General features: G+C 36.9%; 22 protein-coding genes. 5 read left to right on the forward strand and 17 right to left on the reverse strand.

Going from position 1 to position 24,522, the window contains the following annotated elements; translation table 11 throughout:
- On the reverse strand, positions 1-862 hold an 862-nt coding region (locus tag KQI71_RS00005; RefSeq protein WP_216432850.1), incomplete at its 3' end, for a transposase.
- Positions 863-938: 76 nt separating this feature from the next.
- On the opposite strand from KQI71_RS00005, the gene KQI71_RS00010 reads away from it, so the two are divergent.
- Positions 939-1,511, forward strand: coding sequence for a transposase (locus KQI71_RS00010; RefSeq protein WP_253287852.1), 573 nt, complete (start codon positions 939-941; stop codon positions 1,509-1,511).
- The gene (locus tag KQI71_RS00015; protein WP_330655209.1) at positions 1,478-2,329 is read left to right on the forward strand and encodes an IS3 family transposase; all 852 of its coding nucleotides are present in this window, start codon (positions 1,478-1,480) and stop codon (positions 2,327-2,329) included. Before KQI71_RS00010 ends, KQI71_RS00015 begins: the two co-directional genes overlap by 34 nt.
- Positions 2,330-2,426: 97 nt before the next feature.
- Here KQI71_RS00015 and KQI71_RS00020 read toward each other — a convergent pair whose 3' ends face one another.
- The 4 genes from KQI71_RS00020 to KQI71_RS00035 all read right to left on the reverse strand — a co-directional run bounded on the left by KQI71_RS00020 (position 2,427) and on the right by KQI71_RS00035 (position 5,139).
- Positions 2,427-2,948 carry a nitroreductase gene (locus KQI71_RS00020; protein WP_216432853.1) on the reverse strand — a complete coding sequence of 174 codons (522 nt, stop codon included), beginning with the start codon at positions 2,946-2,948 and terminating at the stop codon, positions 2,427-2,429.
- 27 nt (positions 2,949-2,975) lie between these two features.
- Complete coding sequence (trpS, locus tag KQI71_RS00025; RefSeq protein WP_216432855.1) at positions 2,976-4,067, reverse strand: tryptophan--tRNA ligase; 1,092 nt, start codon at positions 4,065-4,067, stop codon at positions 2,976-2,978.
- 101 nt (positions 4,068-4,168) lie between these two features.
- Positions 4,169-4,633, reverse strand: a complete 465-nt coding sequence (locus KQI71_RS00030; RefSeq protein ID WP_216432857.1) for a hypothetical protein — start codon at positions 4,631-4,633, stop codon at positions 4,169-4,171.
- An 80-nt stretch (positions 4,634-4,713) separates the two neighbouring features.
- Entirely contained in the window at positions 4,714-5,139 is a 426-nt protein-coding gene (locus tag KQI71_RS00035; RefSeq protein ID WP_216432859.1) for a putative ABC transporter permease, read from the reverse strand.
- Positions 5,140-5,281: 142 nt separating this feature from the next.
- Here KQI71_RS00035 and argH point away from each other — a divergent pair, with 142 nt between their 5' ends.
- Positions 5,282-6,664 (forward strand): argininosuccinate lyase, encoded by a 1,383-nt coding sequence (argH, locus tag KQI71_RS00040; RefSeq protein ID WP_216432861.1) that lies wholly within the window; start codon positions 5,282-5,284, stop codon positions 6,662-6,664.
- A gap of 16 nt (positions 6,665-6,680) precedes the next feature.
- Positions 6,681-8,366, forward strand: a complete 1,686-nt coding sequence (locus KQI71_RS00045; protein WP_216432863.1) for a hypothetical protein — start codon at positions 6,681-6,683, stop codon at positions 8,364-8,366.
- Between the two features lie 35 nt (positions 8,367-8,401).
- Here KQI71_RS00045 and KQI71_RS00050 read toward each other — a convergent pair whose 3' ends face one another.
- The 12 genes from KQI71_RS00050 to KQI71_RS00105 form a co-directional block, all read right to left on the reverse strand.
- A complete protein-coding gene (locus KQI71_RS00050) occupies positions 8,402-9,682 on the reverse strand; it encodes an MFS transporter (protein ID WP_216432864.1) in 1,281 nt (426 codons plus the stop codon).
- A complete protein-coding gene (locus KQI71_RS00055; RefSeq protein ID WP_253287853.1) occupies positions 9,669-11,414 on the reverse strand; it encodes a class I adenylate-forming enzyme family protein in 1,746 nt (581 codons plus the stop codon). The genes KQI71_RS00050 and KQI71_RS00055 overlap by 14 nt, the downstream gene beginning before the upstream one ends.
- Before the next feature lie 327 nt (positions 11,415-11,741).
- A complete protein-coding gene (locus KQI71_RS00060) occupies positions 11,742-12,368 on the reverse strand; it encodes a C39 family peptidase (protein ID WP_216432866.1) in 627 nt (208 codons plus the stop codon).
- 456 nt (positions 12,369-12,824) lie between these two features.
- The gene (locus KQI71_RS00065; RefSeq protein WP_216432868.1) at positions 12,825-13,673 is read right to left on the reverse strand and encodes a mechanosensitive ion channel family protein; all 849 of its coding nucleotides are present in this window, start codon (positions 13,671-13,673) and stop codon (positions 12,825-12,827) included.
- Between the two features lie 100 nt (positions 13,674-13,773).
- Positions 13,774-14,859 carry an aspartate-semialdehyde dehydrogenase gene (gene asd / locus KQI71_RS00070; RefSeq protein WP_216432870.1) on the reverse strand — a complete coding sequence of 362 codons (1,086 nt, stop codon included), beginning with the start codon at positions 14,857-14,859 and terminating at the stop codon, positions 13,774-13,776.
- 14 nt (positions 14,860-14,873) lie between these two features.
- Positions 14,874-16,031: a phosphoglycerate dehydrogenase gene (locus KQI71_RS00075; RefSeq protein WP_216432872.1), complete on the reverse strand. Its 1,158-nt coding sequence runs from the start codon at positions 16,029-16,031 to the stop codon at positions 14,874-14,876.
- Between the two features lie 9 nt (positions 16,032-16,040).
- Positions 16,041-17,123 carry a 3-phosphoserine/phosphohydroxythreonine transaminase gene (serC, locus tag KQI71_RS00080; RefSeq protein WP_216432874.1) on the reverse strand — a complete coding sequence of 361 codons (1,083 nt, stop codon included), beginning with the start codon at positions 17,121-17,123 and terminating at the stop codon, positions 16,041-16,043.
- A gap of 25 nt (positions 17,124-17,148) precedes the next feature.
- Positions 17,149-18,843, reverse strand: a complete 1,695-nt coding sequence (ilvB, locus tag KQI71_RS00085; protein WP_216432876.1) for a biosynthetic-type acetolactate synthase large subunit — start codon at positions 18,841-18,843, stop codon at positions 17,149-17,151.
- Between the two features lie 21 nt (positions 18,844-18,864).
- Positions 18,865-20,529 carry a dihydroxy-acid dehydratase gene (gene ilvD / locus KQI71_RS00090; protein WP_216432879.1) on the reverse strand — a complete coding sequence of 555 codons (1,665 nt, stop codon included), beginning with the start codon at positions 20,527-20,529 and terminating at the stop codon, positions 18,865-18,867.
- A gap of 84 nt (positions 20,530-20,613) precedes the next feature.
- Positions 20,614-21,699 (reverse strand): 3-isopropylmalate dehydrogenase, encoded by a 1,086-nt coding sequence (gene leuB / locus KQI71_RS00095; protein WP_216432880.1) that lies wholly within the window; start codon positions 21,697-21,699, stop codon positions 20,614-20,616.
- A 49-nt stretch (positions 21,700-21,748) separates the two neighbouring features.
- A complete protein-coding gene (locus KQI71_RS00100; protein ID WP_216432882.1) occupies positions 21,749-22,057 on the reverse strand; it encodes an AzlD domain-containing protein in 309 nt (102 codons plus the stop codon).
- Positions 22,044-22,763 carry an AzlC family ABC transporter permease gene (locus KQI71_RS00105; RefSeq protein ID WP_216432884.1) on the reverse strand — a complete coding sequence of 240 codons (720 nt, stop codon included), beginning with the start codon at positions 22,761-22,763 and terminating at the stop codon, positions 22,044-22,046. Before KQI71_RS00105 ends, KQI71_RS00100 begins: the two co-directional genes overlap by 14 nt.
- A 233-nt stretch (positions 22,764-22,996) precedes the next feature.
- On the opposite strand from KQI71_RS00105, the gene KQI71_RS00110 reads away from it, so the two are divergent.
- Complete coding sequence (locus KQI71_RS00110) at positions 22,997-24,415, forward strand: N-acetylmuramoyl-L-alanine amidase (protein WP_216432886.1); 1,419 nt, start codon at positions 22,997-22,999, stop codon at positions 24,413-24,415.
- The last annotated feature ends 107 nt before the right edge of the window (positions 24,416-24,522 follow it).

Here is a 24,522-nt window from a genome sequence, read left to right on the forward strand (position 1 = left end):
CTGGAAGAAGCTGATCGTTTCCCATATAATCGCGCTTCAAGCGCATAAAAGTAGCGTCATGATCTGTTTTGGAATAGCTGTTTCTTTCTTCGCCACAAATTTTTATATGACATGCATAGATTTTCAGACGCTCCTGGTATTCCTGCAACTTTTCGAATTGTTTTTGCCAAATATCTTTTCTATGACCGCGTCCGAAAGCAAACGAGCTTTCATCAAGTTTGGTTGCTTTTTTGTACATCAGTAGTAGTTCAGAAACATAATCAACTGCATACACTTCACGTTTTTCAATCTCTATTCCAAGATACCTAAGCACTTCCTGATTCATGGAATCAATTAAAAGTGAAATTTTTTCAAAAACTTTCTGTCTGTTTTTTGTACAAGATTTTTTCCATACCCAAGTATAACGATTCGCATTTGCTTCTATTTTTGTGCCGTCAATGTATGTATGCTGCAGATCCACATGATCTTTGGCAAAAATATATGCCTTAATGTCTGTGAATATTTGCTCGACAGAATCTGTCAGTTCATTTCGAATTAAGTTACCAAAAGAAGGTGCTTTCATCCCATCAAGAAGATACAGGTAACGAATGTCATTCCGACAAAACTTTTCAATCTCTCGCAACGAACAGATACCATTTTCCATAAATGCAAAGAGTATTACTTTAAGGAGCTTTTGTTCATCCCATCTTGGACGACCTGTTTTATAGCCTTTCTCTACAAAATATCTTGATAGGTCGATGTGATCCATAACCTCACAAAAAGTATATACCGGATCAGAAATATCAATTAATTTTTCGATTTCCAATGGTAATTTCAGCTGACGAGCTGTATAATTAACATTGGTTTTTTGAGTTAGTCGCATAACTTATTATACCAAAAAGTCGCTCAGACCTGATATGTACCCCTTTTACTGGACATCCAGTAAAAGGGGTATTTTTATGCGTTATACTTACGAATTTAAGAAAAAAGCTGTTGAATTGTATCGCCAAGGAAAATGGATTGATGCACCCAATGATATAATAAATCTAAAAAATTTTCATGACATGATTGTCAGATGGCATCATTTGGAAGAATCAAATACTTCTGATTGTTTAAAACACTGTGGTACAAATAAAAAGTGGTCTCCAGAGGAAAAATATGAACTTGTTGCACGAGTTATAGCTGGAGATACTATTACTTCAGTTGCTTATACTGTGGGTATAAACAGTGGATTACTTGCTCAATGGATTCGCAAATATAAAATATGGGGTTATAATGGACTTGTAGACCGAAGAAAAGGGCGAAAACCAAAGGAGTCCGCAATGAAAAAGATGAACATAAATAATCCACGTAAATTAAATGAGTCTGAATATGAAGAACTGATTCGTTTACGAGCTGAAATTACTTATATTAAAGCAGAAAATGAAGTAATAAAAAAAGAGATCGCCTTGAGAGAAGAAAGGGAAGCTGCGCTACTCAAGGCGAAAAAGCAGCAATCATCAAAGAACTCAAAGAAAAAGGATATCTGTTAAAACACTTGTTAAAGGCTATGAATATGGCGCGTTCTACATACTATTTTGAAATTAACAAAACAGATCCAGTTGCTATACGAAATAAAGAATTACTTCTAGTTATTAAAAAAATATTCGTAGAAAACAAAGGCAGATATGGGGTACGCAGAGTTTATATGGAATTAAAAAATCGTGGCTACAACGTAAATCATAAGAGAGTTCAACGTCTTATGCATGACGCTGGATTATTTGGAAAACGTCCAAAAGAAAAATATCATTCTTATAAAGGTGAAGTTGGGAAAGTGGCCGACAATGTAATTAATAGAGATTTTTCAACTACTTTACCTCTGCAAAAGTGGACAACAGATGTATCCCAATTTAGTTTTTCGTGGGGAAAATGCTATCTTTCTCCTATTTTGGATATGAATACAAATGAGATTATTTCATATGATTTAGCGCTAAGTCCTAATTTAGAACAAATAAAAAGAATGCTTGATAAAGCCTTTGATAAGTATTCTTCTGTAAACGGTTTAATTTTGCACTCTGATCAAGGATGGCAATATCAACATGCTTATTATCGAAATCGTTTGAAAGAACATGGAATAATTCAATCTATGTCTAGAAAGGGGAATTGCTACGATAATTGCATCATGGAAACATTCTTTGGAAGAATAAAAACAGAACTGTATTATGGTTTTGAAAAAGATTATACATCATTTGAAGAATTTGCAATTGCTATTGATGAATATATTGATTACTATAATAACAAACGAATCCAGGCAAAAACAAAATGGATGCTTCCTGTAAAATACAGAGAAGCATCCATGATGTCCGCCTAACTTATAAATATGCGTCCAGAATTCTGGGTACATATCAGGTCTGGGCGACTTTTTTCTAAGGGAGTTTTTTTACAGCCCCTTATTATACACATGAATCTTATTCTACATAATATACCCAGTTTTCTTTTCTTTCAGGAGCTTTTGGATATTCTCCATCTACATATCCAAGGACACAATGACCAATTCCTTCATAATCTCCTTCAATTCCAAGAGACTTTAATAATTCTTTTCCCTCTTCTGATTCAAATTCTTCTTTTGCTCTGTGAATCCAACAGCTTCCGATTCCAAGAGCATGTGCTTCAAGCATTAGATTTCCCATAACAAGACTTCCATCATAAAGGGCTGTTGGGCGTTCCTTATTTGCAAGAACCACAAGAACTACTGGAGCTCCATAAAACGGATCGGTATCTGTTCCCATAATTTTGGCATTCCATTCGGACAACTGGTCACGGAGTTCCTTTTTGGTTATAGCAAGAATGATCGGTGACTGTTTTCCCATTCCTGTTGCCGCATAAGTTCCTGCTTCAATAATTTTTTCCAAAAGATCTTTTGGAATCATATCTGGCTTAAATTTACGAATACTTCTTCTTGTTTTGATCGTTTCTAATACATCACTCATCGTTAGGCCCTCCATGTTTTGTCTTTTTTATTTTCCCTGATATTTTTCAATCTGCTCTGCAATCAGCGCGCTATCTTCAAAATAATTGATCTTCATGGCTTCTTTCATTTTTGCCAAAGTAGCTGCGGCTACACTTTCTGCTTTTTCGCTTCCTGCTTTCAGAATTTCATATACTTTTGGAATGTTCTGTTCCCAATATTTTCTTCTTTCACGAATTGGCTCAAGTTCCGCTTCCAATACTTTATTTAAGAACTTTTTGATTTTTACATCGCCAAGACCACCTCTTTGATAATGTTCCTTTAATTCATCTAAATTTTTATAATCTGGAAGGAACTGAGCAAAATATTCATCTTTACAAAATGCATCCAGATAAGTAAAAACAGTATTTCCTTCAACCTGTCCAGGATCTGTGATCTTTAAATGATTTGGATCGGTAAACATCGACATTACTTTTTTCTTTACATCTTCTTTGGAATCTGCAAGATAAATACAGTTATTTAATGATTTGCTCATCTTTGCTTTTCCATCGATTCCTGGTAAACGACGACAAACGTCATTGTCTGGAAGTAAAATTTCTGGCATTGTCAGAACATCTTCTCCATAAACAGTATTGAATTTATGAACAATCTCTCTCGTCTGTTCTACCATTGGCATCTGATCTTCTCCTGCCGGTACGACATTCGCCTGGAAAGCGGTAATATCTGCTGCCTGGCTGATTGGATAAGTAAAAAATCCAACGGGAATGCTTGCTTCAAAATTACGCATATGAATCTCACTCTTTACCGTTGGATTTCTCTGAAGTCTTGAAACGGTAACAAGATTCATATAATAAGCCGTCATTTCAAATAGCTCTGGAACCATTGACTGAATAAAAATTGTAGATATTTCCGGATCCATTCCCGCAGAGAGATAATCAAGTGCTACCTCTACAATATTTTGTCTTACTTTTTCCGGATGTTCTGCATTATCTGTCAATGCCTGTGCATCCGCAATCATAATATAAATATCACTGTAATTTCCGGAGTTTTGAAGCTCCACCCTTCTTCTTAAGGACCCCACATAATGTCCTACATGCAGGCGTCCTGTCGGACGGTCCCCGGTTAAAATTACTTTTCCCATGTGTATATTTCCTCCTGTTAATCAAGTATTCTTTTCTTTTTATTATTGTTTTTCATTATAACACAAAACCGCCTGACTGTCAGCCAGACGGTTTATCTTCTTTATTTTTTCTTTGCAAGAACAACTGCATTGATTTTTTTTATCATTTTCTGTCCGGCATCAGCTCCAAAATACCCGACGTGATAAACTCTATTATTAATTATAATCTCTCCAGAATTACTAAAAATCAGTACATTTTTGTCAAGGATCAGCACCATCTCTGCCTGACTTCTCTGCCCAAATTGCGAAGAATTAGTAAATGTCTTAAAAGTAAAATGATATGACGCATCATCTAAAATTGCTGCAATTTTTTGAAATTCTTTCGAACCTCTTTTAAAAGTGTAAACATCTTGTTTCTTTTTTCCCTTTGCATCCTTCGACACTGTCAACGAAGATGTGACCTGTACTTGTGCTGCACCATCACTATATTTTCCAAAAGAAGAGGGACTTAACATAAAAATAGCCGCAAGGGCAACGATCAAAAGAGCAATACCAACCTTCATCTTCTTTCCTATGGTAATTTTCATAAATTCTTCCTCCGTTTTTCTTTCTTATTTATTACCATAGCAGATACACCCCATCTTGTCGACTGCTTTTATTCCCTTTTTTAGAAGATTTTATAATGCGGTTTTTCCTCGTGAAACAATTTATATCTTAAAAAATCATCCATCACAATGGCCACACTTGACACAAAAAACCAAAGAACGGAATATAACAGACAAATCTGTCCCATAAAATTATACGGAAGATTTGAATAATCCCAGATATCCATTTTAAGCCATACATTTACAATCAATCCGGTTATAAATTCTAATGCCGTGATAATCCCAGCGGAAACAACCATCTGGCTGATAAAACTCATCTTCATTTTTACATTTTCATTTAGTAGACCGCAACATAGGAAACAAGCACCGCCACATAAAAACATCGTATAATGGGAATATCCACGCACAAGCACTTCCAGAAAAAAATAGGCCATTCCGCCTATCATAAATAATATCAAGTGTTTTTCTATCTTTAATCGTCTCTCCATAATCCCACCTGTTCTTTTTTCTTATTTCTATTGTGTGCACTTACTTTTCCATATATTCTTAAGAAAATCAAAATTCTATGGAAAAATCAAGAAGTATCATGTAAAATATAAAAGAAAATATACAGAAAAGAGGAATTTATTTATGGCACAATTATGGGGTGGTCGTTTTACAAAAGAAACAGACCAGTTAGTTTACAATTTCAACGCTTCCATTTCTTTTGACCAAAAGTTTTACCGTCAGGATATCTGTGGAAGCATTGCCCATGTTACCATGCTTGCAAGCGTAGGCGTTTTGACAGATGACGAAAAAGATCAGATCATCGACGGACTCAATAGTATTTTAAAAGATATCGAAAATGGGAATATTGAAATTACAAGTAAATATGAAGATATTCATAGTTTTGTAGAAGCAAATTTGATTGACCGTATCGGTGATGTTGGAAAAAAACTTCATACCGGACGTAGCCGTAACGACCAGGTTGCCCTTGATATGAAACTTTATACAAGAGATGAGATCGTTGAAATCAAAGAACTCGTAAAAGAACTGATGATGACACTTCACCAGATGATGAAAGATAACATTGATGCATTTATGCCTGGTTTTACACATTTACAAAAAGCACAGCCAGTCACTCTTGCTCACCATATCGGTGCATACATGGAAATGTTTAAAAGAGATTATAGCCGTCTGTGTGATATTTATGAGAGAATGAATTACTGCCCATTAGGAGCTGGAGCTTTGGCTGGAACAACTTATCCTCTCGATCGAGAACAAACAGCAAAACTGCTTGATTTTTATGGACCAACATTAAATAGTATGGATTCTGTTTCTGATCGTGATTATGTGATCGAACTGCTTTCTGCATTATCAACCATCATGATGCATTTAAGCCGTTTTTGTGAAGAAATTATCTTATGGAATTCCAATGAATATCAGTTTGTTTCTATTGATGACGGTTTCAGTACCGGAAGCAGTATCATGCCTCAGAAGAAAAATCCAGACATCGCTGAGCTTGTCCGTGGAAAAACTGGACGTGTTTACGGTGCTCTGACTTCCATTCTTACCACAATGAAGGGAATTCCTTTGGCTTATAACAAAGATATGCAGGAAGATAAAGAATTAACTTTCGATGCCATTGATACTGTAAAGGGATGTATTTCTCTATTCCATGGAATGATTAAAACAATGACATTCCACTATGATCGTATGGAAGCAAGTGCAAAACATGGATTTACTAACGCAACGGATGCTGCTGATTATTTAGTAAATCATGGTGTTCCATTCCGTGATGCCCATGGAATTGTTGGACAGCTTGTTCTTCTTTGTATCGAAAAAAATATCCCTCTGGATGATCTTTCCCTTGAAGAATATAAAAAGATCAGCCCTGTTTTTGAAGAGGATATTTACGAAGCTATCAGCATGCAAACATGTGTTGAAAAACGTAATACCATTGGTGCTCCTGGACATGCTGCTATGGAAAAAGTCCTGGAAGCAAATGAAGCTTACCTTCAAAGTTTAAACTAACAAAAAGGAGACTTTCATGAAGAAAAAAATTTTTCTGACTAGTTTACTGTTTGCTCTAATCTTCCTTTGCGGATGTGGGGTAGAACTTACAAGTAATGTAAAACTTGACGAAAATTTTTCAGGTACAAGAGTCATGTCTTGTACCTTTTCTTCCAATGACTTTAAAAAAGCCTTTCAAGGAAATATGAATGATCTTGATAATATCATTGAAAGTTCCTGTCCAAAAGGAATGACGTGGAAGAAACATACCAAGGATGAACAGACCGTCTATACCTTTTCTCTTTCTTTCTCTTCTTTCAAAGATTATAAAGAAAAAGTGGCAGACATTTTAAACTTTTCCCCAAAAATTACATGGAAATATAACGATTCTCCTTTTGTATCTGGAGTGATTTATAAGGAAAATTTTTCATCCAAAGATTTAATGACATGGCTTTATACTGCTCTTTATGAGAAAAAATATATTACAAAAGATTCCGTCGATGATCTTTGGGATTTAAAAGAAACTTCTGTCTCGATTGGTCATCAAACTTATTCATGTAAGGATAAAATTTCTATTGAAAAAATGAATTATACAGAACTTTCCTCGATCGCCATTGATACGACCAGACAGGAAGACGGATCATTCAAACGAACCATTTCCTTTCAAATTCCACAAAAAGTTCTGGACCAGAATGGTGGAAAAATCACAAACTATTTTAAAGGACAAAATCTTTCTTTTCAAGGAGCCAAAGATGGAAAAACAGCCGTTATCACAATCAATGCTGATCATTTTACAGATCTTGCTGCAAAGACAAGAGATGTCTTACACTCAGATTCATCTTATGGCACAACTTCTCTTCATCTCAAGAAAGAAGAGCCATTTACTTTTCAAATTCAATATAAGGAAGCCTTGGACTTTTCCAATTTTGTACAAAAAAACGGAACCGTTCCTGTCACTTATACTATGAACGGAAAACAAATTGCTAAAGATTCTTTTCGCCAAAAAACATTAGATTTTTCTAATATAAAAAAACAATCTTTATTAAATTATGAAATTCTTACCTTGTGGCATAATGCAAAAGATATTCGACGCAAATTTATCTTTCATATGGACCATCCATATGAAGAACGAGAAATTGAAAAACTAAAAGAAGCTTTTTCTAAACCAACGATTTCTGATATAAAAATCAAAGGAAAAACGCTGTCTTTCCTACAGGAGGGCTCCGTAAAAGATTGCACAAAAGACTTATCCGATCTTTTTCCTGGAAGTTCTTTTCAAGTATCTTCGAAACATTCTATGTTTCGTGGTGCCTTAACATCATTTGAAGATGTTATTACCTTAAAAAATATAGGAAATTCTGCAACAGGTACTTATACTTTAGCAAGTGTCAGCAATGATGATTCTACAAAAGTTTCCATGACACCAGAAAAATGTATCTTAGCTATGGATAGAGATTCCATATCAGAACGTAAAATCTCAAGACTTGCTAACGGAAATGAAACGCTTCAGATTCTGGCTCAGTATAAGATAAAAGGAAATACAATGAAGCTTACTTATGAGGGCAACCGATCTGTATCTTACTGGATCTCCTCAGTCAAAATTATCTTGCCGCTTCTTATCTTGATTCTCCTTAGTTTCTTTATTTATAAAAAACAAAATTGGATTTGCGAACAAGTTGATATCGTAAAAAACTGGATAAAAGAAAAGAAAAACAATCTTTAAGCAATCGCTTTTTGATTGTTTTTCTTTTTATCTTTTTATATTGTTTCTCCCAATGGGTATTTTTTTCTTAATTTTTCTCCAGCTGCCAATGCTGCTTTTACACAAATATACAACATTGCCGCAAAAACAGCATAAAGAACCCATGTAATCTGATAGCCAAAAATCCCTTGCACAATACTTGTTAATACAGATCCCAAAGCTGCTCCAATCAAGAAAAATAAATTTAAAAATGCATATATACCTGCATATTCTTTTGTGCCAAACACCGTGGATGTAAGAACGGATGGCAACAGTCGTGGAAGGCACATCGAAAGTCCAAAGAAAACACAATATCCCCATGCAAACTTTTTATCTGCCTGCGAGAATGCCAAACTTAGCATTCCAAGAATGACAAGCGTAGATGCTGCCAAAACAGTATTGGAAATTCCAACCTTATCCATAAAAAATCCACCTAGCAACATTGATACAAGGACAACAATCGAATAAATTGATAGCAGATAGCCAGCTTCCTGTGTTGTCCATCCTATGGAAATTAAATAATTCGGCACATGGGTTGTAACACCAGAAGCCAATGCCCCAACAAGCAATACGGTTCCTATCATTGCACCAAAGGCTCCTGATCTTGTCCCTGTTCTTTTGCTGACACCAATCCATGTATTTTCGGTCTGATCTTCTTGCTTTTTCTTTTCTTTTTTGAAAGAATTATAACGATATGGTTCTTGCCCGCATTCCTGTGGAGAACGTTTTACAAAGAGCACACACAAAACGACAAGCGCTATTGTTACCACTCCTCCACTGAAAATAAATGCATATCGATAGCCATCATTGCCAGATGCAATCATTTTAGAAAGAATCGGGGACCATATGGCAGTCCCTATACTAGAGCCGCAAAAAGCAATGGACATTGCAATGGAACGCTTATCTTCAAACCATGCTGTAATTAACATGGAAACTGGCAGCTGTGTCAATCCTGCCAGAAAAAGATTACTAATCGCAAAAATAATATAAAACTGCCAAATTGCTGTGCAAATACTGGCCAATGCAAAGAGTATGCCACTTCCTATGATACAAATAAGCATACATACCTTCCAATTCTTTTTTTGATAAAAACCTGCAATAATGATAGCTCCCGCTGCACTTGTAAATGCCGCAATCAAATTAATCATAGACCATGGCGTTGTGCTTGATAAGTTCAGAGCATTGCATACCGGGTGCATGTACAAAGACAGACAGTTGCTATAAATGGCAGTTGCAAAAAAGGAAAAGAAAAACATTGCAGCAAGAACACCCCATCCTGAAAATTTACTTCTTTTCATCTTTTTCAAATTTTCCTTCCATAATTTCTCGTCCAAGTCCAATACGATTGGTTTTATAGTGGAAAAACGGACGTTCCGGTATCTGAATGATTTGTACTGGCTGCATATATTCTTCCAGGCTCTCCATCACCTGATCTTTTATATCCTCTACACCATAACCTTCTTTCAGCACAACAAATAAATATGGTAAAAAACACCATAGGTGATCGGGATCCGGTACAATAACAAAAAACTCATCATCAATTCCAGGAATTTGTGCATCCGCCAGACGATTTTCCATTGGAAGCGTTGCCAAATCTCCGCCACCATAACGAGGTGCACTTCCTCTTGTTAATGCATAGACCGTTCCATCTTCTTTCATATATCCGATGTCTCCAGTATGAAGCCAGCGTTTTCCATCTGCATGAACCTTAATTGCTTTTTTTGTAGCTTCTGGATTATCATATCCAATCATCGTTCCCGGACCACTTTGACAAATTTCCCCGAAGGTATTATAAGTAAGTTCCTCCTCTGTTCCTGGTTTAAAAATAGAAATCAGAGTCAATGGTACAGGTATACCAACATTTCCATCTCCAATTGGTTGTTTCGTCATTGGAAGAGTCATATTAGATCCTGCCTCACTACAACCATATCCCGTTGTAAAACGTGCTTTACAATTATGATCTTCTAAAAACTTTTGTGCTCTTTTTAACTGTTGATTATTATAAGCTTCTGATCCAGCCCCTGCAGAAATTAAATGTGACATATCATAATCATCCGGTACACGGCCGTTTCTCATAACATTTTCTATAAACATTGGAATTAATGGCCAGCAATTTGGACGATACCTCATCATCTCAAGATCCACATCCATTGGATCTACAAACGGACATAAAATCAAAAGTTTATTTGATGCCAGCGGCATTAATATCATTGCGGCAACGACTGCCACGAGTGTTGGCGGTAACTGTGTCACCATCCAAGTCGGACGGAATTCACCAGATGCCCCATAAAAATTCATCTGATGGATATTTCCAACCATTGTATGAGCAGAATGAATCACCTGCTTTGACGGCCCTGTCGAACCACTTGTATAAGCCCGAAACAGCGGACGATGAATGTCTTTTGAAGCTTCCACAGTTCCATTAAATGCTTCCCCAAGTTTCAAAAACTCATCCCAAGACATCGTGCATGGTCCATAAGCTGGATTTTCTGTATAATGATCATCTAAATATTTCCAGCTGTAATCTGGAATTTCTGTTCGATCTGCACTACGAATTGGACTTAAAAGGACAGCACCCCTCACGCCTCCTTCTTTTCTGTACACATTTAATTCCTCATGAGAAAGAAAATCATGAGCAATCATCATTTTTGCACCACTTTTTTTCACTGCCTCTACATTTTCTTTTAATGTATTGTCGCGACAGAGAAGAGAAGCCCCTATCTTCTCTGCAGCAAGCAGCAAATAAAGAAACTCTGGAACAGATCTCAAAAAAACTGGAATTTCATCTCCTACCCCAAATCCAATAGCTCTTAATGAGCAGGCTACCTTATCGACTTGTTCATAAACTTCTTTCCATAAAATTTCATGTCCATAATAATGAATTGCTACGACATCCTCCCCTGGACATCTTTCCTTAAGATAATCATAAACAGTACTTTCTGGAACTCGCAGCCCCTCTATCATCTGCGGTGGATAGTACTGCATCCATGGACGATCAATACTTGGCTTCCCTGTCATTTTTTGTGTCATTTTTTCTCCTTTCCCGGACATCCCCATCACCGGTCAATTGGATCGTCCTCTTTCCTTTTTTTCAAATATTTCAGCCTAGGTTTGATGTAACAATATCAGTCTATCATGGAAAAAATGGAACTGACAGGAATCAAATGGAGAAAATACAAACCATCTTGATTCCTGTCTTTCAAAAGAAAAAACTGCCTTCGTATCTTATTAAAAAATCCACTCAGACAGCCCTATTTACAATTATTAAATTTCTACGATTAATAAAACATTGTATACATCCTTGAATAACCTTGCCAAGAAAGGAATTTTTTACCATGTATTTTGAAAAAAAATGATTCAATCTTTGGTAGAAATAATCCAAAATGGACCTCCCGCACCTGCCTCACTTCTGGCTTCTTCATAAATCGTATCAAAATTCCACGCTCCGTTTCTCTTACGATCTCCACAATCTGCAACAAGGATTTTTCCATTCTTGGTCATTCCGCGAAGTACAATATAATGTCCCGTTTGTGTAAAATGTCCCTTCTTCATAATTGCTACGACTAATTGTTTCTTCTTTAACGCCCTAATCAATTTTTGTTTATCATCACCAATGCCCTCACAATTCAATCCATAATGTTTTGCTAATGCTGGAATCACTGTATGCGACCACCCAGAACCTTTGACATAATAACCATGAATCGCTGCCCACTTACAGGTTGTTACTGGAGTCACAGTCTTTTTTAATAAGGTAGAAATACAAATGGACATACTCGTTGGTCCACATCCGGATTTTGCAATCGTACTTCCACCAAAGTTAAGATTTGCCCATCTAGGATCCTTTTGTGAGTAATAGGAAACATGCACACCGCCATTTCCAGACATAGAAAATTGATGATACATCGAACGCCCAAGCAAAAAAAGGCAAACAATGATACAAATAATTTTTATTCTTTGATACAATTTTCTTTTTCTTCTTTTCATCTCTTGTGCCTCCTAGCCAAATCTTATGTGTAAATTTAACATACACCAAAATTTGTCATTCGACAAGCCAAAAAGGTACTAAAAACATTTTCAGCAAAATAACAACATAAATTAACATAACACATGGTACCAATCGAAAAACAAATACCCCATTTGATAAACTGTTGGATCCTTTACGATTTCTGTTACATTTACTAATGTATTCGGTGTAAAATTGCAATATAGTGTTCTTTTACCAGACGCTCCCCAGCTTCCATATCTCCATTTTTTATTTTCTGTATCAACAGGAAATCCATGCTCATCCTTTTCCTCCTCTCTATGCGGTTCTATATACTATAACAATCCATCTTTATAAAATTAGTACAAAAAGAAAAAAACAACCATAAAGCAGCGATAAAGCATATAACAGCACAAACACAAAGATTCGTACTGTCACATGCAAATCCAAACAAACTGCTAAATCGTTGTTTTTTCATTTTTAATACATACGTCAAGTTTCTGATATGGGATTTCAATCCCCTCTTCATCAAATTTTAATTTAATTTCTTCATTTAATTGCCATTTTGTGGTGATATAGTCTTCGGTTGGTACCCAGCAACGGATTCCCATCATAACAGCACTGTCCGCTAAACTACTCACAAAAATATTCACACCTTCCTCATCGAGAATTCTGGTTTCTTTTGCTGCAATTTCTTTTAAGATTCTTTTTGCTTCCCGAATATCTGCATCATAGGAAATTCCAACAGAAATATCAATCAGTCGCTTGTCTTGTTTTGTATTATTAATCAAGTTGGAATTACTTAAAGTTCCATTTGGTATAACAATGACACGATTATCTACTGTTTTTAGCTTTGTATAGAAAATATCCATCGCTGCAACCTGTCCTTCACATTCTGTCCCAGTCAAAACAATATAATCTCCTACCTGAAATGGTTTTAGAATTAATAAAAGAACTCCACCAGCAACATTTGATAAAGTACCCTGCAGAGCAAGACCAACAGCTACCCCGGCAGAACCTAATAATGCAACAATCGAACTTACTCCAACACCGACATTCGAAACTGCCATAAAAATGACAACACAACGAAGTGCAATCTTAAGAAAAGAACAAGAAAAAGAAATCACACCATAATCAATATCTGCCTTTTCCAGTGCTGTTTTTACAATTTTGACTAGAATTTGAATGAGTTTAAATCCAACAAAAATAATCAAAAGTCCAACAATTAATTTCCCTGCCAGACTGATTGCTACATCCATATATTTCTGAAGCATTTGATTCCAGTCTATGTTTGCTTTTAGTAACATATAAATTCTCCTCTTTTGATAAAATTGTTTGAAAAAAAGAAGCATGTAATTTTCATACATGCTTCTTTATCATACCTGTTTTATATTGTCACTGCAAGGATTATTTCTTTGTAATATAACCTTTTGCTTTCAGTGTTTCTGCACAAAGAACGGCTCCACCAGCTGCTCCACGAACAGTGTTATGAGAAAGTCCGACAAATTTGTAATCATACACAGTATCTTCTCTTAAACGTCCAACAGAAATTCCCATTCCATTTTCATAGTTAACATCTAATGTTACCTGTGGACGATTATCTTCTTCCATATACTGGATCATCTGTTTTGGTGCACTTGGAAGTTCCAGTTCCTGAGGAAGTCCTTTGAAGTTTACTAATTTTTCAATCAGCTGTTCTTTCGTTGGTTTCTTTTTGAATTTTACAAAAACAGCCGCTGTATGTCCATTTAATACTGGTACACGGATACACTGTGTAGTAATCACTGGAGTTTCTGCTTTTACAATCACTCCATTTTCCACATGTCCCCATAAACGAAGCGGTTCCTGTTCGCTCTTTTCTTCTTCTCCACCGATGAATGGAATAATATTTCCTTCCATTTCTGGCCAATCTTTAAATGTTTTTCCAGCTCCAGAAATTGCCTGGTAAGTTGTTGCTACAACTTCGTATGGTTCAAATTCTTTCCATGCTGTTAAAACTGGCGCATAGCTCTGAATAGAGCAGTTTGGTTTTACAGCAACAAAACCTTTTGTTGTTCCAAGACGTTTTTTCTGGCTTTCGATAACTTCGAAATGTTCCGGATTAATTTCAGGAACAACCATCGGTACATCTGGTGTCCAGCGGTGTGCACTATTGTTTGATACCACTGGTGTTTCTGTCTTCGCATATTCTTCTTCGATTTTTTTGATTTCGTCTTTGGACATATCAACTGCACTGAATACAAAATCAACACTTGCTGCTACTTCTTCTACTTCGTTTACATTTTTTACAACGATATTTTTTACAGCTTCCGGCATTGGAGTATCCATTTTCCAACGTCCGCCAACCGCTTCTTCATATGTTTTTCCTGCAGAACGTGGGCTAGCTGCTAATGTCTTTACTTCAAACCATGGGTGATTTTCCAGTAAAGCGATAAATCTCTGTCCTACCATACCTGTGGCACCTAAAATACCAACTCTTAATTTTTCACTCATTTGTCTCTTTTCTCCTATAAAACTCTTACTCGTACAACACCATCGACGGCCTTCATCTTCTCGATGACTTCTTTGGATGGTTCTCTTTCAATATCCAACATAGAATAAGCCCAATCTCCTTTAGATTTATTTAACATGTTCTGGATATTATGATTATCTGCCGCAAGGATTGCTGTCAGCTGTCCGATCATGTTCGGAAGATTTTTATGATGAACGGTAATTCTTGCTGTCTCTACTTCTCCAAGATCACAATTTGGGTAGTTTACAGAATTGATGATATTTCCATTTTTTAAATAGTTCATCAGCTGATCTACTGCCATCTCTGCACAATTGTCTTCTGATTCTTCTGTAGAAGCTCCAAGATGTGGAATTGTAATCACTCTATCTACTCCTGCAATTGTTGGATTCGGGAAGTCTGTAACATAATGTTTGATTTTATTGGAAGCTAATCCCTCAATGATTGCCTGATCATCTGCAAGTTCTCCTCTTGCAAAATTTAAGATATTTACTCCATCTTTCATCTTCGCGATTGCTTCTTTATTGATCATACCCCTTGTAGAATCAATACAAGGAACATGAACTGTGATATAATCACATTTCTCAAAAATTTCATCCAGGGAACTACTGTGATTGACCATTCTTGACAGGCTCCATGCAGAACGTACGGAAACATATGGATCATATCCATAAACTTTCATTCCAAGGCGATTGCAAATATTCGCTACCAGAACTCCGATTGCTCCAAGTCCAATGACACCAATGGATTTTCCTTTTAATTCATTTCCTGCATAAGCTTTTTTCTGTTTTTCTACTGCCTTTGCGAGATCTTCATCTCCTGCATGTTCTTTCACCCAGTTATATCCACCAATAATATCACGGGATGCAAGTAAAAGTCCTGCCACAACGAGTTCCTTTACACCATTTGCATTTGCTCCTGGTGTATTGAAAACAGTGATTCCTTTTGCTGCATATTCGTCAAGCGGAATATTATTCACTCCCGCTCCTGCTCTTGCAACTGCGATCATGCTATCTGGTACTTCCAGATCATGCATCTTTGCACTTCTTACAAGAACCGCATCTGCAGCACCCAAATCATCAATCACTTCAAATTCACTATCAAATAAATCTAATCCCTGTTTAGAAATAGGATTTAAGCATTTTACTGTATACATGATTTCTCCTTATTTATTTTCTTCTTCAAATTTCTTCATGAATGCAACTAATTTTTCAACACCTTCTCTTGGCATTGCGTTATAGATACTTGCACGCATACCGCCAACCGTTCTATGTCCTTTCAGGTTTTCAAATCCCTGTTCTTTTGCTTCTTGAACGAATTTTGCATCCAAATCTTTATCTCCAGTTACAAATGGAACGTTCATTAAAGAGCGGTCTTTCTTTTCTACCGTTCCTTTAAACATTTCACTTTCATCAAGGAAATCATATAAGATTTTTGCTTTTTCCTCATTTCTCTTCTGCATTGCTTCAAGTCCTCCCTGAGCTTTCAGCCATTTGAAGACTTTTCCACAAATATAAATTCCATAGCATGGAGGTGTATTATATAACGAATTGGCATCTGCCTGTGTTTTCCATTTTAACATGGTTGGTGTTCCAGGCAGTACATCGTCTGTAATCAGATCTTCACGAACGATGCACACAACAACTCCTGCAGGTCCTACATTTTTCTGTACTCCAAAGTAGATAACGCCAAAGTCTTCTACATTGACTGGTTCAGATAAAATACAGGAGGACATATCTGCTACTAAAATCTTTCCTTTTGTATTTGGAAGATTCCAGTATTTTGTTCCATAGATTGTATTGTTATAACAAACATACACATAGTCTGCATCTTCAGAAACTGGAAGATCACTACAATCTGGGATGTATGTAAATGTTTTGTCCTCGGACGAAGCCAGGATATTCGCTTTCCCATATCTGCTTGCTTCCTGATATGCTTTCTTCGCCCACTGTCCTGTGATGATAAAGTCTGCAACTTTATTTTTCATCAGGTTCATAGGAATTGCCGAGAACTGCTGCGAAGCTCCACCTTGAAGGAATAATACTTTATAGTTGTCCGGTATGTTCATTAGATCTCTTAAATCAGCTTCCGCTTCTTCAATGATATCTGCAAACATTTTCGATCTATGGCTCATCTCCATAACGGACATACCGCATCCTCTGTAATCAAGCATTTCTTCTGCTGCTTCTTTTAACACTTCCTCTGGCAAAACTGCCGGACCTGCTGAAAAGTTGTACACTCGTGCCATTTCTCTTTCTCTCCTTTTTACGCTACTACTTTGTTTCTTCTTTCTTTTTAAGGTCTGATTCATCAAATGCATCTTCGATAGATCCTCCCGGATTTACCATCGGCCATACTTTATCATCCATGCCGATATGACAATCCAACACTACCGGTCTTCCGGCACTAAGAGCTTCTTCGAAGGCATCTTTGAATTCTTCCATATTGGTGACCTTTCTGGCGATCACGCCAAATCCCTGTGCAACCTTCACAAAATCCACTGGATCCTCAAACGTTGTATAGGAATAATGTTCTTCATAGAATAAATCCTGCCACTGTCTTACCATTCCAAGAACACTGTTGTTAATAATAACTTCAATGATTGGAATGTTATAACGGGATGCCGTTGCCAATTCATTTAAATTCATTCGGAAACATCCGTCTCCTGCAATATTAATGACAACTTTGTCTGGATTTCCAACCTTGGCTCCAAGACTTGCTCCCATTCCATATCCCATGGTTCCAAGACCACCAGACGTTAAAAATTTTCGTGGCTTATCATATTTGAAGAACTGAGCCGCCCACATCTGATGCTGTCCGACTTCTGTCGTAATAATTGCATCTCCTTTGGTTCTTTCATAAATCGCATTTACGATTCCCGGTCCTGTCAAACGGCTCTGATCATAAGATAATGGATATTTTACTTTATTTTCCATAACCTTTTTTACCCATGCATTATGGTTTTGCTGTTCCAGTCGGCGATTGATCACCGTTAATACTGCTTTTACATCCCCAATGATATGTGCATAAGTCATAATATTTTTATCAATTTCAACTGGATCAATATCAATCTGAAGAATCTTTGCATTCTTTGCAAAAGTATTCGGATTTCCAAGGACTCTGTCACTAAATCTTGTTCCAATCGCAATCAAAAGATCACATTCGGAAACTCCAAGATCGGATGTCTTTGTTCCATGCATTCCAAGCATTCCGGTATACAAAGCGTCCGTTCCATCAAAAGCACCTTTTCCCATCAAGGTATCACATACTGGGCAGTGAACTTTTTTGACGAATTCTTTTAATTCTTCTTCTGCATTTGAAATCGAAGCTCCTCCTCCAACAAGAATATATGGTTTCTCGGACTCTTCAATCATTTGAATTGCAGTATAAATATCCAATTCACGGATATGTTCACTAGAACGAATGATCTTTGCCGGAACTTCCTTTTCATACATTGCTTTGGCTGCCGTAACATCTTTTGGAATATCAATCAAGACAGGTCCAGGTCTTCCTGATTTTGCAATACGAAACGCTCTTCGAATCGTATCAGCTAAATCATTGATATCTTTAACAATGAAATTATGTTTTGTAATCGGAAGGGTAATTCCCGTGATATCTACTTCCTGGAAACTATCTTTTCCAAGAAGTCCGACACCAACGTTGCAAGTAATGGCAACAATCGGAACAGAATCCATATATGCAGTTGCAATTCCTGTTACGATATTCGTTGCTCCTGGTCCGCTTGTTGCAAAACAGACACCAACTTTTCCTGTCGATCTCGCATATCCATCTGCTGCATGGGATGCTCCCTGTTCATGAGAAGTAAGGATATGTGTAATTTCATCTTTTTGTTTATATAATTCATCATAAATATTTAAAATTGCTCCACCTGGATAACCAAAAATCGTATCCACACCCTGCTCTTTTAAACATTCCAAAACAATCTGAGCACCAGTCAATTGTTTCATTTGTGTTGACCCTCTTTCTTCCTATTTATTGATTTCCAAAACTGCGCCACGGTTTCCAGAAGTAACCAAGGATGCATATCTTGCAAGATATCCTGTTGTAACTTTTGGTTCTCTTGGTGTCCAGTTTTCTTTTCTCTTTGCTAATTCTTCATCGGATACTTTCAGATTTAATGTATTGGCATCGATATCGATTGCAATAATATCTCCTTCTTCAACCAATGCGATTGGTCCACCTACAGCTGCCTCCGGTGATACATGTCCGATACATGCTCCTCTGGATGCTCCAGAAAATCTTCCGTCTGTAATTAAGGCAACGCTTGATCCAAGTCCCATTCCCATGATCGCAGATGTTGGATTTAACATCTCTCTCATACCAGGACCTCCTTTTGGTCCTTCATAGCGGATCACAACAACATCTCCTGGTTTGATATCTCCACCTTTGATTGCTTTGATTGCATCTTCTTCACAGTCAAAGACTCTTGCTGGTCCTTCCATCTTTAACATTTCAGGAGCTACTGCAGAACGTTTTACAACCCCGGAATCTGGTGCTAAATTTCCTTTTAATACAGCAATTCCACCAGTCTGGCTGTATGGATTGTCGATTGGGCGGATAACTTCCGGATTGCGGTTCTCACATCCTTTAATGTTTTCTCCAACAGTTTTTCCTGTTACCGTAATAAGATCTGTGTGAAGAAGTCCTTTTTTATTTAATTCATTCATAACGGCATAAACACCACCAGCTTCATTTAACTCTTCGATGTAAGTATGTCCTGCTGGTGCAAGATGACAAAGGTTTGGTGTCTTTGCACTGATAGCATTTGCTTTATCAAGATCCAGACGAATTCCTGCTTCATGTGCGATTGCAGGAAGATGAAGCATACTGTTAGTACTGCATCCAAGTGCCATATCAACAGTTAATGCATTTTCAAAAGCTCCTTCTGTCAAGATATCTCTTGGGCGAATATTCTTTTCCAGAAGTTCCATAACCTTCATTCCTGCATGTTTTGCGAGACGAATTCTTTCAGAATATACTGCTGGAATTGTTCCATTTCCACGAAGACCCATACCAAGAACTTCAGTCAAGCAGTTCATAGAGTTCGCTGTGTACATTCCTGAACAAGAACCACAAGTTGGACATGTTTTATTTTCAAATTCGTCCAATTCTTCTTTGGAAATTTTTCCTGCTGCATAAGATCCTACAGCTTCAAACATGCTGGAAAGGCTTGTTTTCTTTCCTTTTACGCACCCGGCGAGCATTGGTCCGCCACTGACGAACACTGTAGGTACATTGACACGAGCCGCAGCCATTAAAAGCCCCGGTACGTTTTTATCACAGTTTGGTACCATAACAAGTGCATCAAACTGATGAGCCATTGCCATACATTCAGTAGAGTCTGCAATCAGATCACGAGTTACAAGAGAATATTTCATTCCAACATGTCCCATAGCGATACCATCACATACTGCAATTGCAGGAAATACAACTGGAGTTCCTCCTGCCATTGCTACTCCCATTTTAACAGCTTCTACGATCTTGTCAATATTCATATGTCCAGGGACGATCTCGTTATAGGAACTAACAATACCAACCAATGGCTTTTTCATCTCTTCTTTTGTGAATCCAAGTGCGTTAAATAATGATCTCTGAGGAGCATATGCTTCCCCTTCTGTAAATTTGTTACTCATAACAACCTCCTAATACTACGGACAAGTCCTAAGGAAGGCCAAACCCGCTATTTTTCAGCCTTCCTGGACATTTTTCTTTTTTAATTATTTTAATTTTTCGATGATCTTCTGACCCATTTCTTTACATCCGACCTGTTTCATTCCATCAGACATAATATCAACTGTACGATATCCATCAGAAAGAACAGCCTTCACCGCATTTTCGATGGCATCTGCTTCTTGATCTAGGTCAAAAGAATAACGAAGCATCATGGCAGCAGATAAAATCGTAGCAATTGGATTTGCAATATCCCGTCCTGCGATATCTGGTGCTGATCCATGACTTGGCTCATATAATCCGAATTTTCCTTCTGCAAGACTTGCGGAAGAAAGCATACCAATCGAACCTGTAATCATACTTGCTTCATCGGATAAAATATCACCAAACATATTTTCTGTAAGAATGACATCAAACTGTTTTGGATTATTCACAAGCTGCATTGCACAGTTGTCAACTAACATATGTTCATATGTGACATCTTCGTAATCTTTTGCCACTTCCTCTACGACGCTTCTCCATAATCTAGAAGAGTCTAATACATTGGCTTTGTCTACGCTAATCACATGTTTCTTTCTTTTTCTTGCAATGTCAAATGCTTTAATCGCAATTCTTCTAATTTCTTCTTCACTATAAGTTAAAGTATCTGTTGCTACGCGAACTCCATCTACTTCTTCTGTATGGCGTTCTCCAAAATACAGACCTCCGGTCAGCTCACGCATAATGACCATATCAAATCCGTCACCAATGACCTCATCTCTTAAAGGACATGCCTTTTTTAATTCTTCATATAAATATGCCGGACGAATATTCGCAAACAATCCTAAAGATTTTCTAAGGGCAAGAAGTCCTGCCTCCGGTCTTAAGTTTGCAGGAAGTTTATACCATGGAGAAGTACTTGTATTTCCTCCAATAGATCCCATTAAAACGGCATCACTTTTCTTTGCGATTTCCAGTGCTTCCTCTGTCAGAGGTTTTCCATAAGCATCAATGGATGCACCTCCCATCAAAATTTGTGTGTAAGAAAATGTATGCCCAAACTTTTCTCCCACTGCGTCCAGAACGTTCATTGCCTCTGTTACAATTTCTGGTCCAATTCCGTCACCTTTAATGACTGCTAAATTACAATTCATAAGTTCCTCCTTTTATCGAATCAGAGTTTTAATCACTCTGTCTCTTACTTTATAATATAACCAAAACAGCAAATGCTGCCAGACATCCCACACATGCAACTGTTACCATATTCTTCTCCCATAATGCAAGGATCACTGCTGTTGCAAATCCCGCTGTGGATGCACGCCAGTTCCCGGTTGCAAAAAATACATCCGGAATAATCATAGAAGCTAATGCTGCGTATGGTACATAATATAGAAATGATCTGAAAAAATGGTTATCTATCTTTTTTTGTATGGCTACAAGCGGAATCATTCTAATTAAATAAGTAGAAACTGCTGTCACCACAATATAAATCAACAATCTATGAATGCTCATCCTCTTCCTCCTCATCTATCGGAAAACAAATCGCTCCGATGGCTGCCGCTGCCAGCGTACAAATGATAATTACAAATCCACTGGATACAAAGGAAAGTGCTTTTACAAAATGGAATAAAAGACTAATCCCAGCTGAAAGAAAAATCACAACAATAATGTGTCGATCATGCTTTGCCGGTGGAATAATAATCGCAAGAAGCATTCCATAAATGGCAAGTCCAAGAGCATCTCTTAAAATTAATGGCAAAATTCCTCCAGCTGCTGCCCCAAGGAATGTTCCAACGGTCCAGCTAATCCATGGAATTGTCATTAACGCATAAAAATATTTTGGTGTAATCTGCCCTGGTCTTCCACAAGAAACAGCAAAAATTTCATCTGTTACTTCAAATGCCATTGTCAGACGGTTTAAAATGGTTGCTTTTTTTGTTAATTTCTGTCCAATGGCAATCGACATAATGGAATATCTCAAATTGATAATAATTTGAGATAAAATCAATTCTACCAAAGATCCTCCTGCGGTTATAGAAATAATTGCCGCAAATTGACCTGCCGAAGTTACACAAGTTGCTGAAATCAACGTCAGAGCCCATAACGGAATTCCTTTCGATGCACCCGAAATCCCAAAAGCGAAGGAAACAGCTACATAGGCAAGTCCGATAGGGATTCCATCAATCAAACCTTGTTTAAAATCATCATGTGCTTTCATTTTTTACCCTCTACTACAAAAAATGGCCCGGTTTTATAAAAAATCTTAAAGTACACCGAAGCATACTCGATGCTGCGATAAAATATCCAAAAATCGAGCTTATATATTAGGATAACACATTTGTTTTAAGAATGGAAACTATTTTTGATGAAAGTTGGCATTTCATTGAATTTCCAGACATTTTATCTTATAATAGAAGTATCACTGAATATGTAAAGGGGTTATAATTTATTATGATTAAAAAAAATATGATTTGTCTTGGATTATCTGTTGTGCTTTTCAGTAGCAGTATCATTCCAGCTCGGGCTACTGTTTCAGCCGGTGATTCTTTTAAAATGAAAGATTACAGTACAAACAAGGTTTCTACAAAAACCGCCATTAATGCTAAATTTGATAACAAAGTCATCAAAACGAATATGCCGGGATTTATTGATCAAAACACTGCTTTTTATTCCGCCTACTGGGTTTTTGATCGCTGTTCTGAACTTGGTACAACTTATTCTTATTCCAGCAACACAAAAAAGATTACTTTTAAACGAGGATCTTCTACGGTGGTAATGAAGCTTGGCAGCACTTCCGCTACTTTAAACAATAAGACATTCAAATTGTCTGCTGCTCCAAAAAAAGTGTATTATTATGGAAATAAGAAAAACTATATCATGGTACCAGGTGGTATTTTAGCTGAAAAACTTGGTTTTTCTTACAAATGGAATAAAGATGCAAAAACTGGAGAGATCACAAAGAAATCTTCTAGTTCCAATGCACCAACTCCAAATACTAATAATAACAATCAGACTGCTTCCATTACACCAAGTACAAAAATCACTGCTTCGGCAAATAATTATTCTGTTCGGATTAAAAAACCTTCTGGTCTGAATACTTCCAGTATCACTGCAGATGATGATTACCATAACAAACGTCTTCGCCTCGTGATTAAAGGAAATTATAAATCACATTTTGCCGCATCATCTAATCACAATGTAAAGGCTTCGATAAACTATAGTGTTTCTTACAGTGGTGGAAAAACTTATGTAAACTTAAAAACTTCAACAATCAAAGGATTTAGTGTTACACAGAATTCTTCCTATATTTATGTAAAATATGCTTCTCCACAAAGTATGTTTTCCCGTGTTATTGTCGTTGATGCAGGACATGGCGGAAAAGATTCAGGCGCAGTCGGAAATGGTTATGTTGAAAAAAATATGACGTTAAAAATCGTACAGGCTATCAAAAAGAATTTTGATAAAGATGCAAAATATAAGGTTTATTATACACGCCTTTCTGACACTTATCCAAGCTTGTCCGAACGTTACCGCCTGGCAAATGAAGTTGATGCAGACCGCTTTTTAAGTGTACATATTAATTCTTCTGATAATTCTGCCAGTGGAACAGAAACCCTATATAAGACTTACAAAACTTATGCAGGAATTCTTCAGAAACAGGCATTAAACGGAATGGGTTATAATAGTAGAAGTTCTCATGACCGTGGCTTAAAATATCGTTCAGACCTTGCAGTGCTTAATGGTCCGAAAATGACAACCGCACTTGTTGAAATGGGATTTATTACAAATAAAACAGAGGCATCTAGAATTAATTCTCGTACTTCAACCATTGGTGCAGATCTTTATCGTGGAGTTTGTAATTCTTTCTAAGAACGAAAAAGAAAACCATTTAGACAGAATATGATATTAACCTCATATTCTGTCTTTTTTTCTTCGAAAATCTGTTCGCGAACGCTTGTTTCTTCCTATGGTTTATG

The sequence above is a fragment of the Anaerostipes sp. MSJ-23 genome (genome assembly GCF_018918155.1).
Classification (GTDB): domain Bacteria; phylum Bacillota; class Clostridia; order Lachnospirales; family Lachnospiraceae; genus Anaerostipes.

Coding starts and splice junctions, on each gene's coding strand:
- KQI71_RS00010 (WP_253287852.1), top strand. CDS start 939: ATGCGTTATACTTACGAATTTAAGAAAAAAGCTGTTGAATTGTATCGC.
- KQI71_RS00020 (WP_216432853.1), bottom strand. CDS start 2,948: ATGAGTGATGTATTAGAAACGATCAAAACAAGAAGAAGTATTCGTAAA.
- trpS (WP_216432855.1), bottom strand. CDS start 4,067: ATGGGAAAAGTAATTTTAACCGGGGACCGTCCGACAGGACGCCTGCAT.
- KQI71_RS00030 (WP_216432857.1), bottom strand. CDS start 4,633: ATGAAAATTACCATAGGAAAGAAGATGAAGGTTGGTATTGCTCTTTTG.
- KQI71_RS00035 (WP_216432859.1), bottom strand. CDS start 5,139: ATGGAGAGACGATTAAAGATAGAAAAACACTTGATATTATTTATGATA.
- argH (WP_216432861.1), top strand. CDS start 5,282: ATGGCACAATTATGGGGTGGTCGTTTTACAAAAGAAACAGACCAGTTA.
- KQI71_RS00045 (WP_216432863.1), top strand. CDS start 6,681: ATGAAGAAAAAAATTTTTCTGACTAGTTTACTGTTTGCTCTAATCTTC.
- KQI71_RS00050 (WP_216432864.1), bottom strand. CDS start 9,682: ATGAAAAGAAGTAAATTTTCAGGATGGGGTGTTCTTGCTGCAATGTTT.
- KQI71_RS00055 (WP_253287853.1), bottom strand. CDS start 11,414: ATGACACAAAAAATGACAGGGAAGCCAAGTATTGATCGTCCATGGATG.
- KQI71_RS00060 (WP_216432866.1), bottom strand. CDS start 12,368: ATGAAAAGAAGAAAAAGAAAATTGTATCAAAGAATAAAAATTATTTGT.
- KQI71_RS00065 (WP_216432868.1), bottom strand. CDS start 13,673: ATGTTACTAAAAGCAAACATAGACTGGAATCAAATGCTTCAGAAATAT.
- asd (WP_216432870.1), bottom strand. CDS start 14,859: ATGAGTGAAAAATTAAGAGTTGGTATTTTAGGTGCCACAGGTATGGTA.
- KQI71_RS00075 (WP_216432872.1), bottom strand. CDS start 16,031: ATGTATACAGTAAAATGCTTAAATCCTATTTCTAAACAGGGATTAGAT.
- serC (WP_216432874.1), bottom strand. CDS start 17,123: ATGGCACGAGTGTACAACTTTTCAGCAGGTCCGGCAGTTTTGCCAGAG.
- ilvB (WP_216432876.1), bottom strand. CDS start 18,843: ATGAAACAATTGACTGGTGCTCAGATTGTTTTGGAATGTTTAAAAGAG.
- ilvD (WP_216432879.1), bottom strand. CDS start 20,529: ATGAGTAACAAATTTACAGAAGGGGAAGCATATGCTCCTCAGAGATCA.
- leuB (WP_216432880.1), bottom strand. CDS start 21,699: ATGAATTGTAATTTAGCAGTCATTAAAGGTGACGGAATTGGACCAGAA.
- KQI71_RS00100 (WP_216432882.1), bottom strand. CDS start 22,057: ATGAGCATTCATAGATTGTTGATTTATATTGTGGTGACAGCAGTTTCT.
- KQI71_RS00105 (WP_216432884.1), bottom strand. CDS start 22,763: ATGAAAGCACATGATGATTTTAAACAAGGTTTGATTGATGGAATCCCT.
- KQI71_RS00110 (WP_216432886.1), top strand. CDS start 22,997: ATGATTAAAAAAAATATGATTTGTCTTGGATTATCTGTTGTGCTTTTC.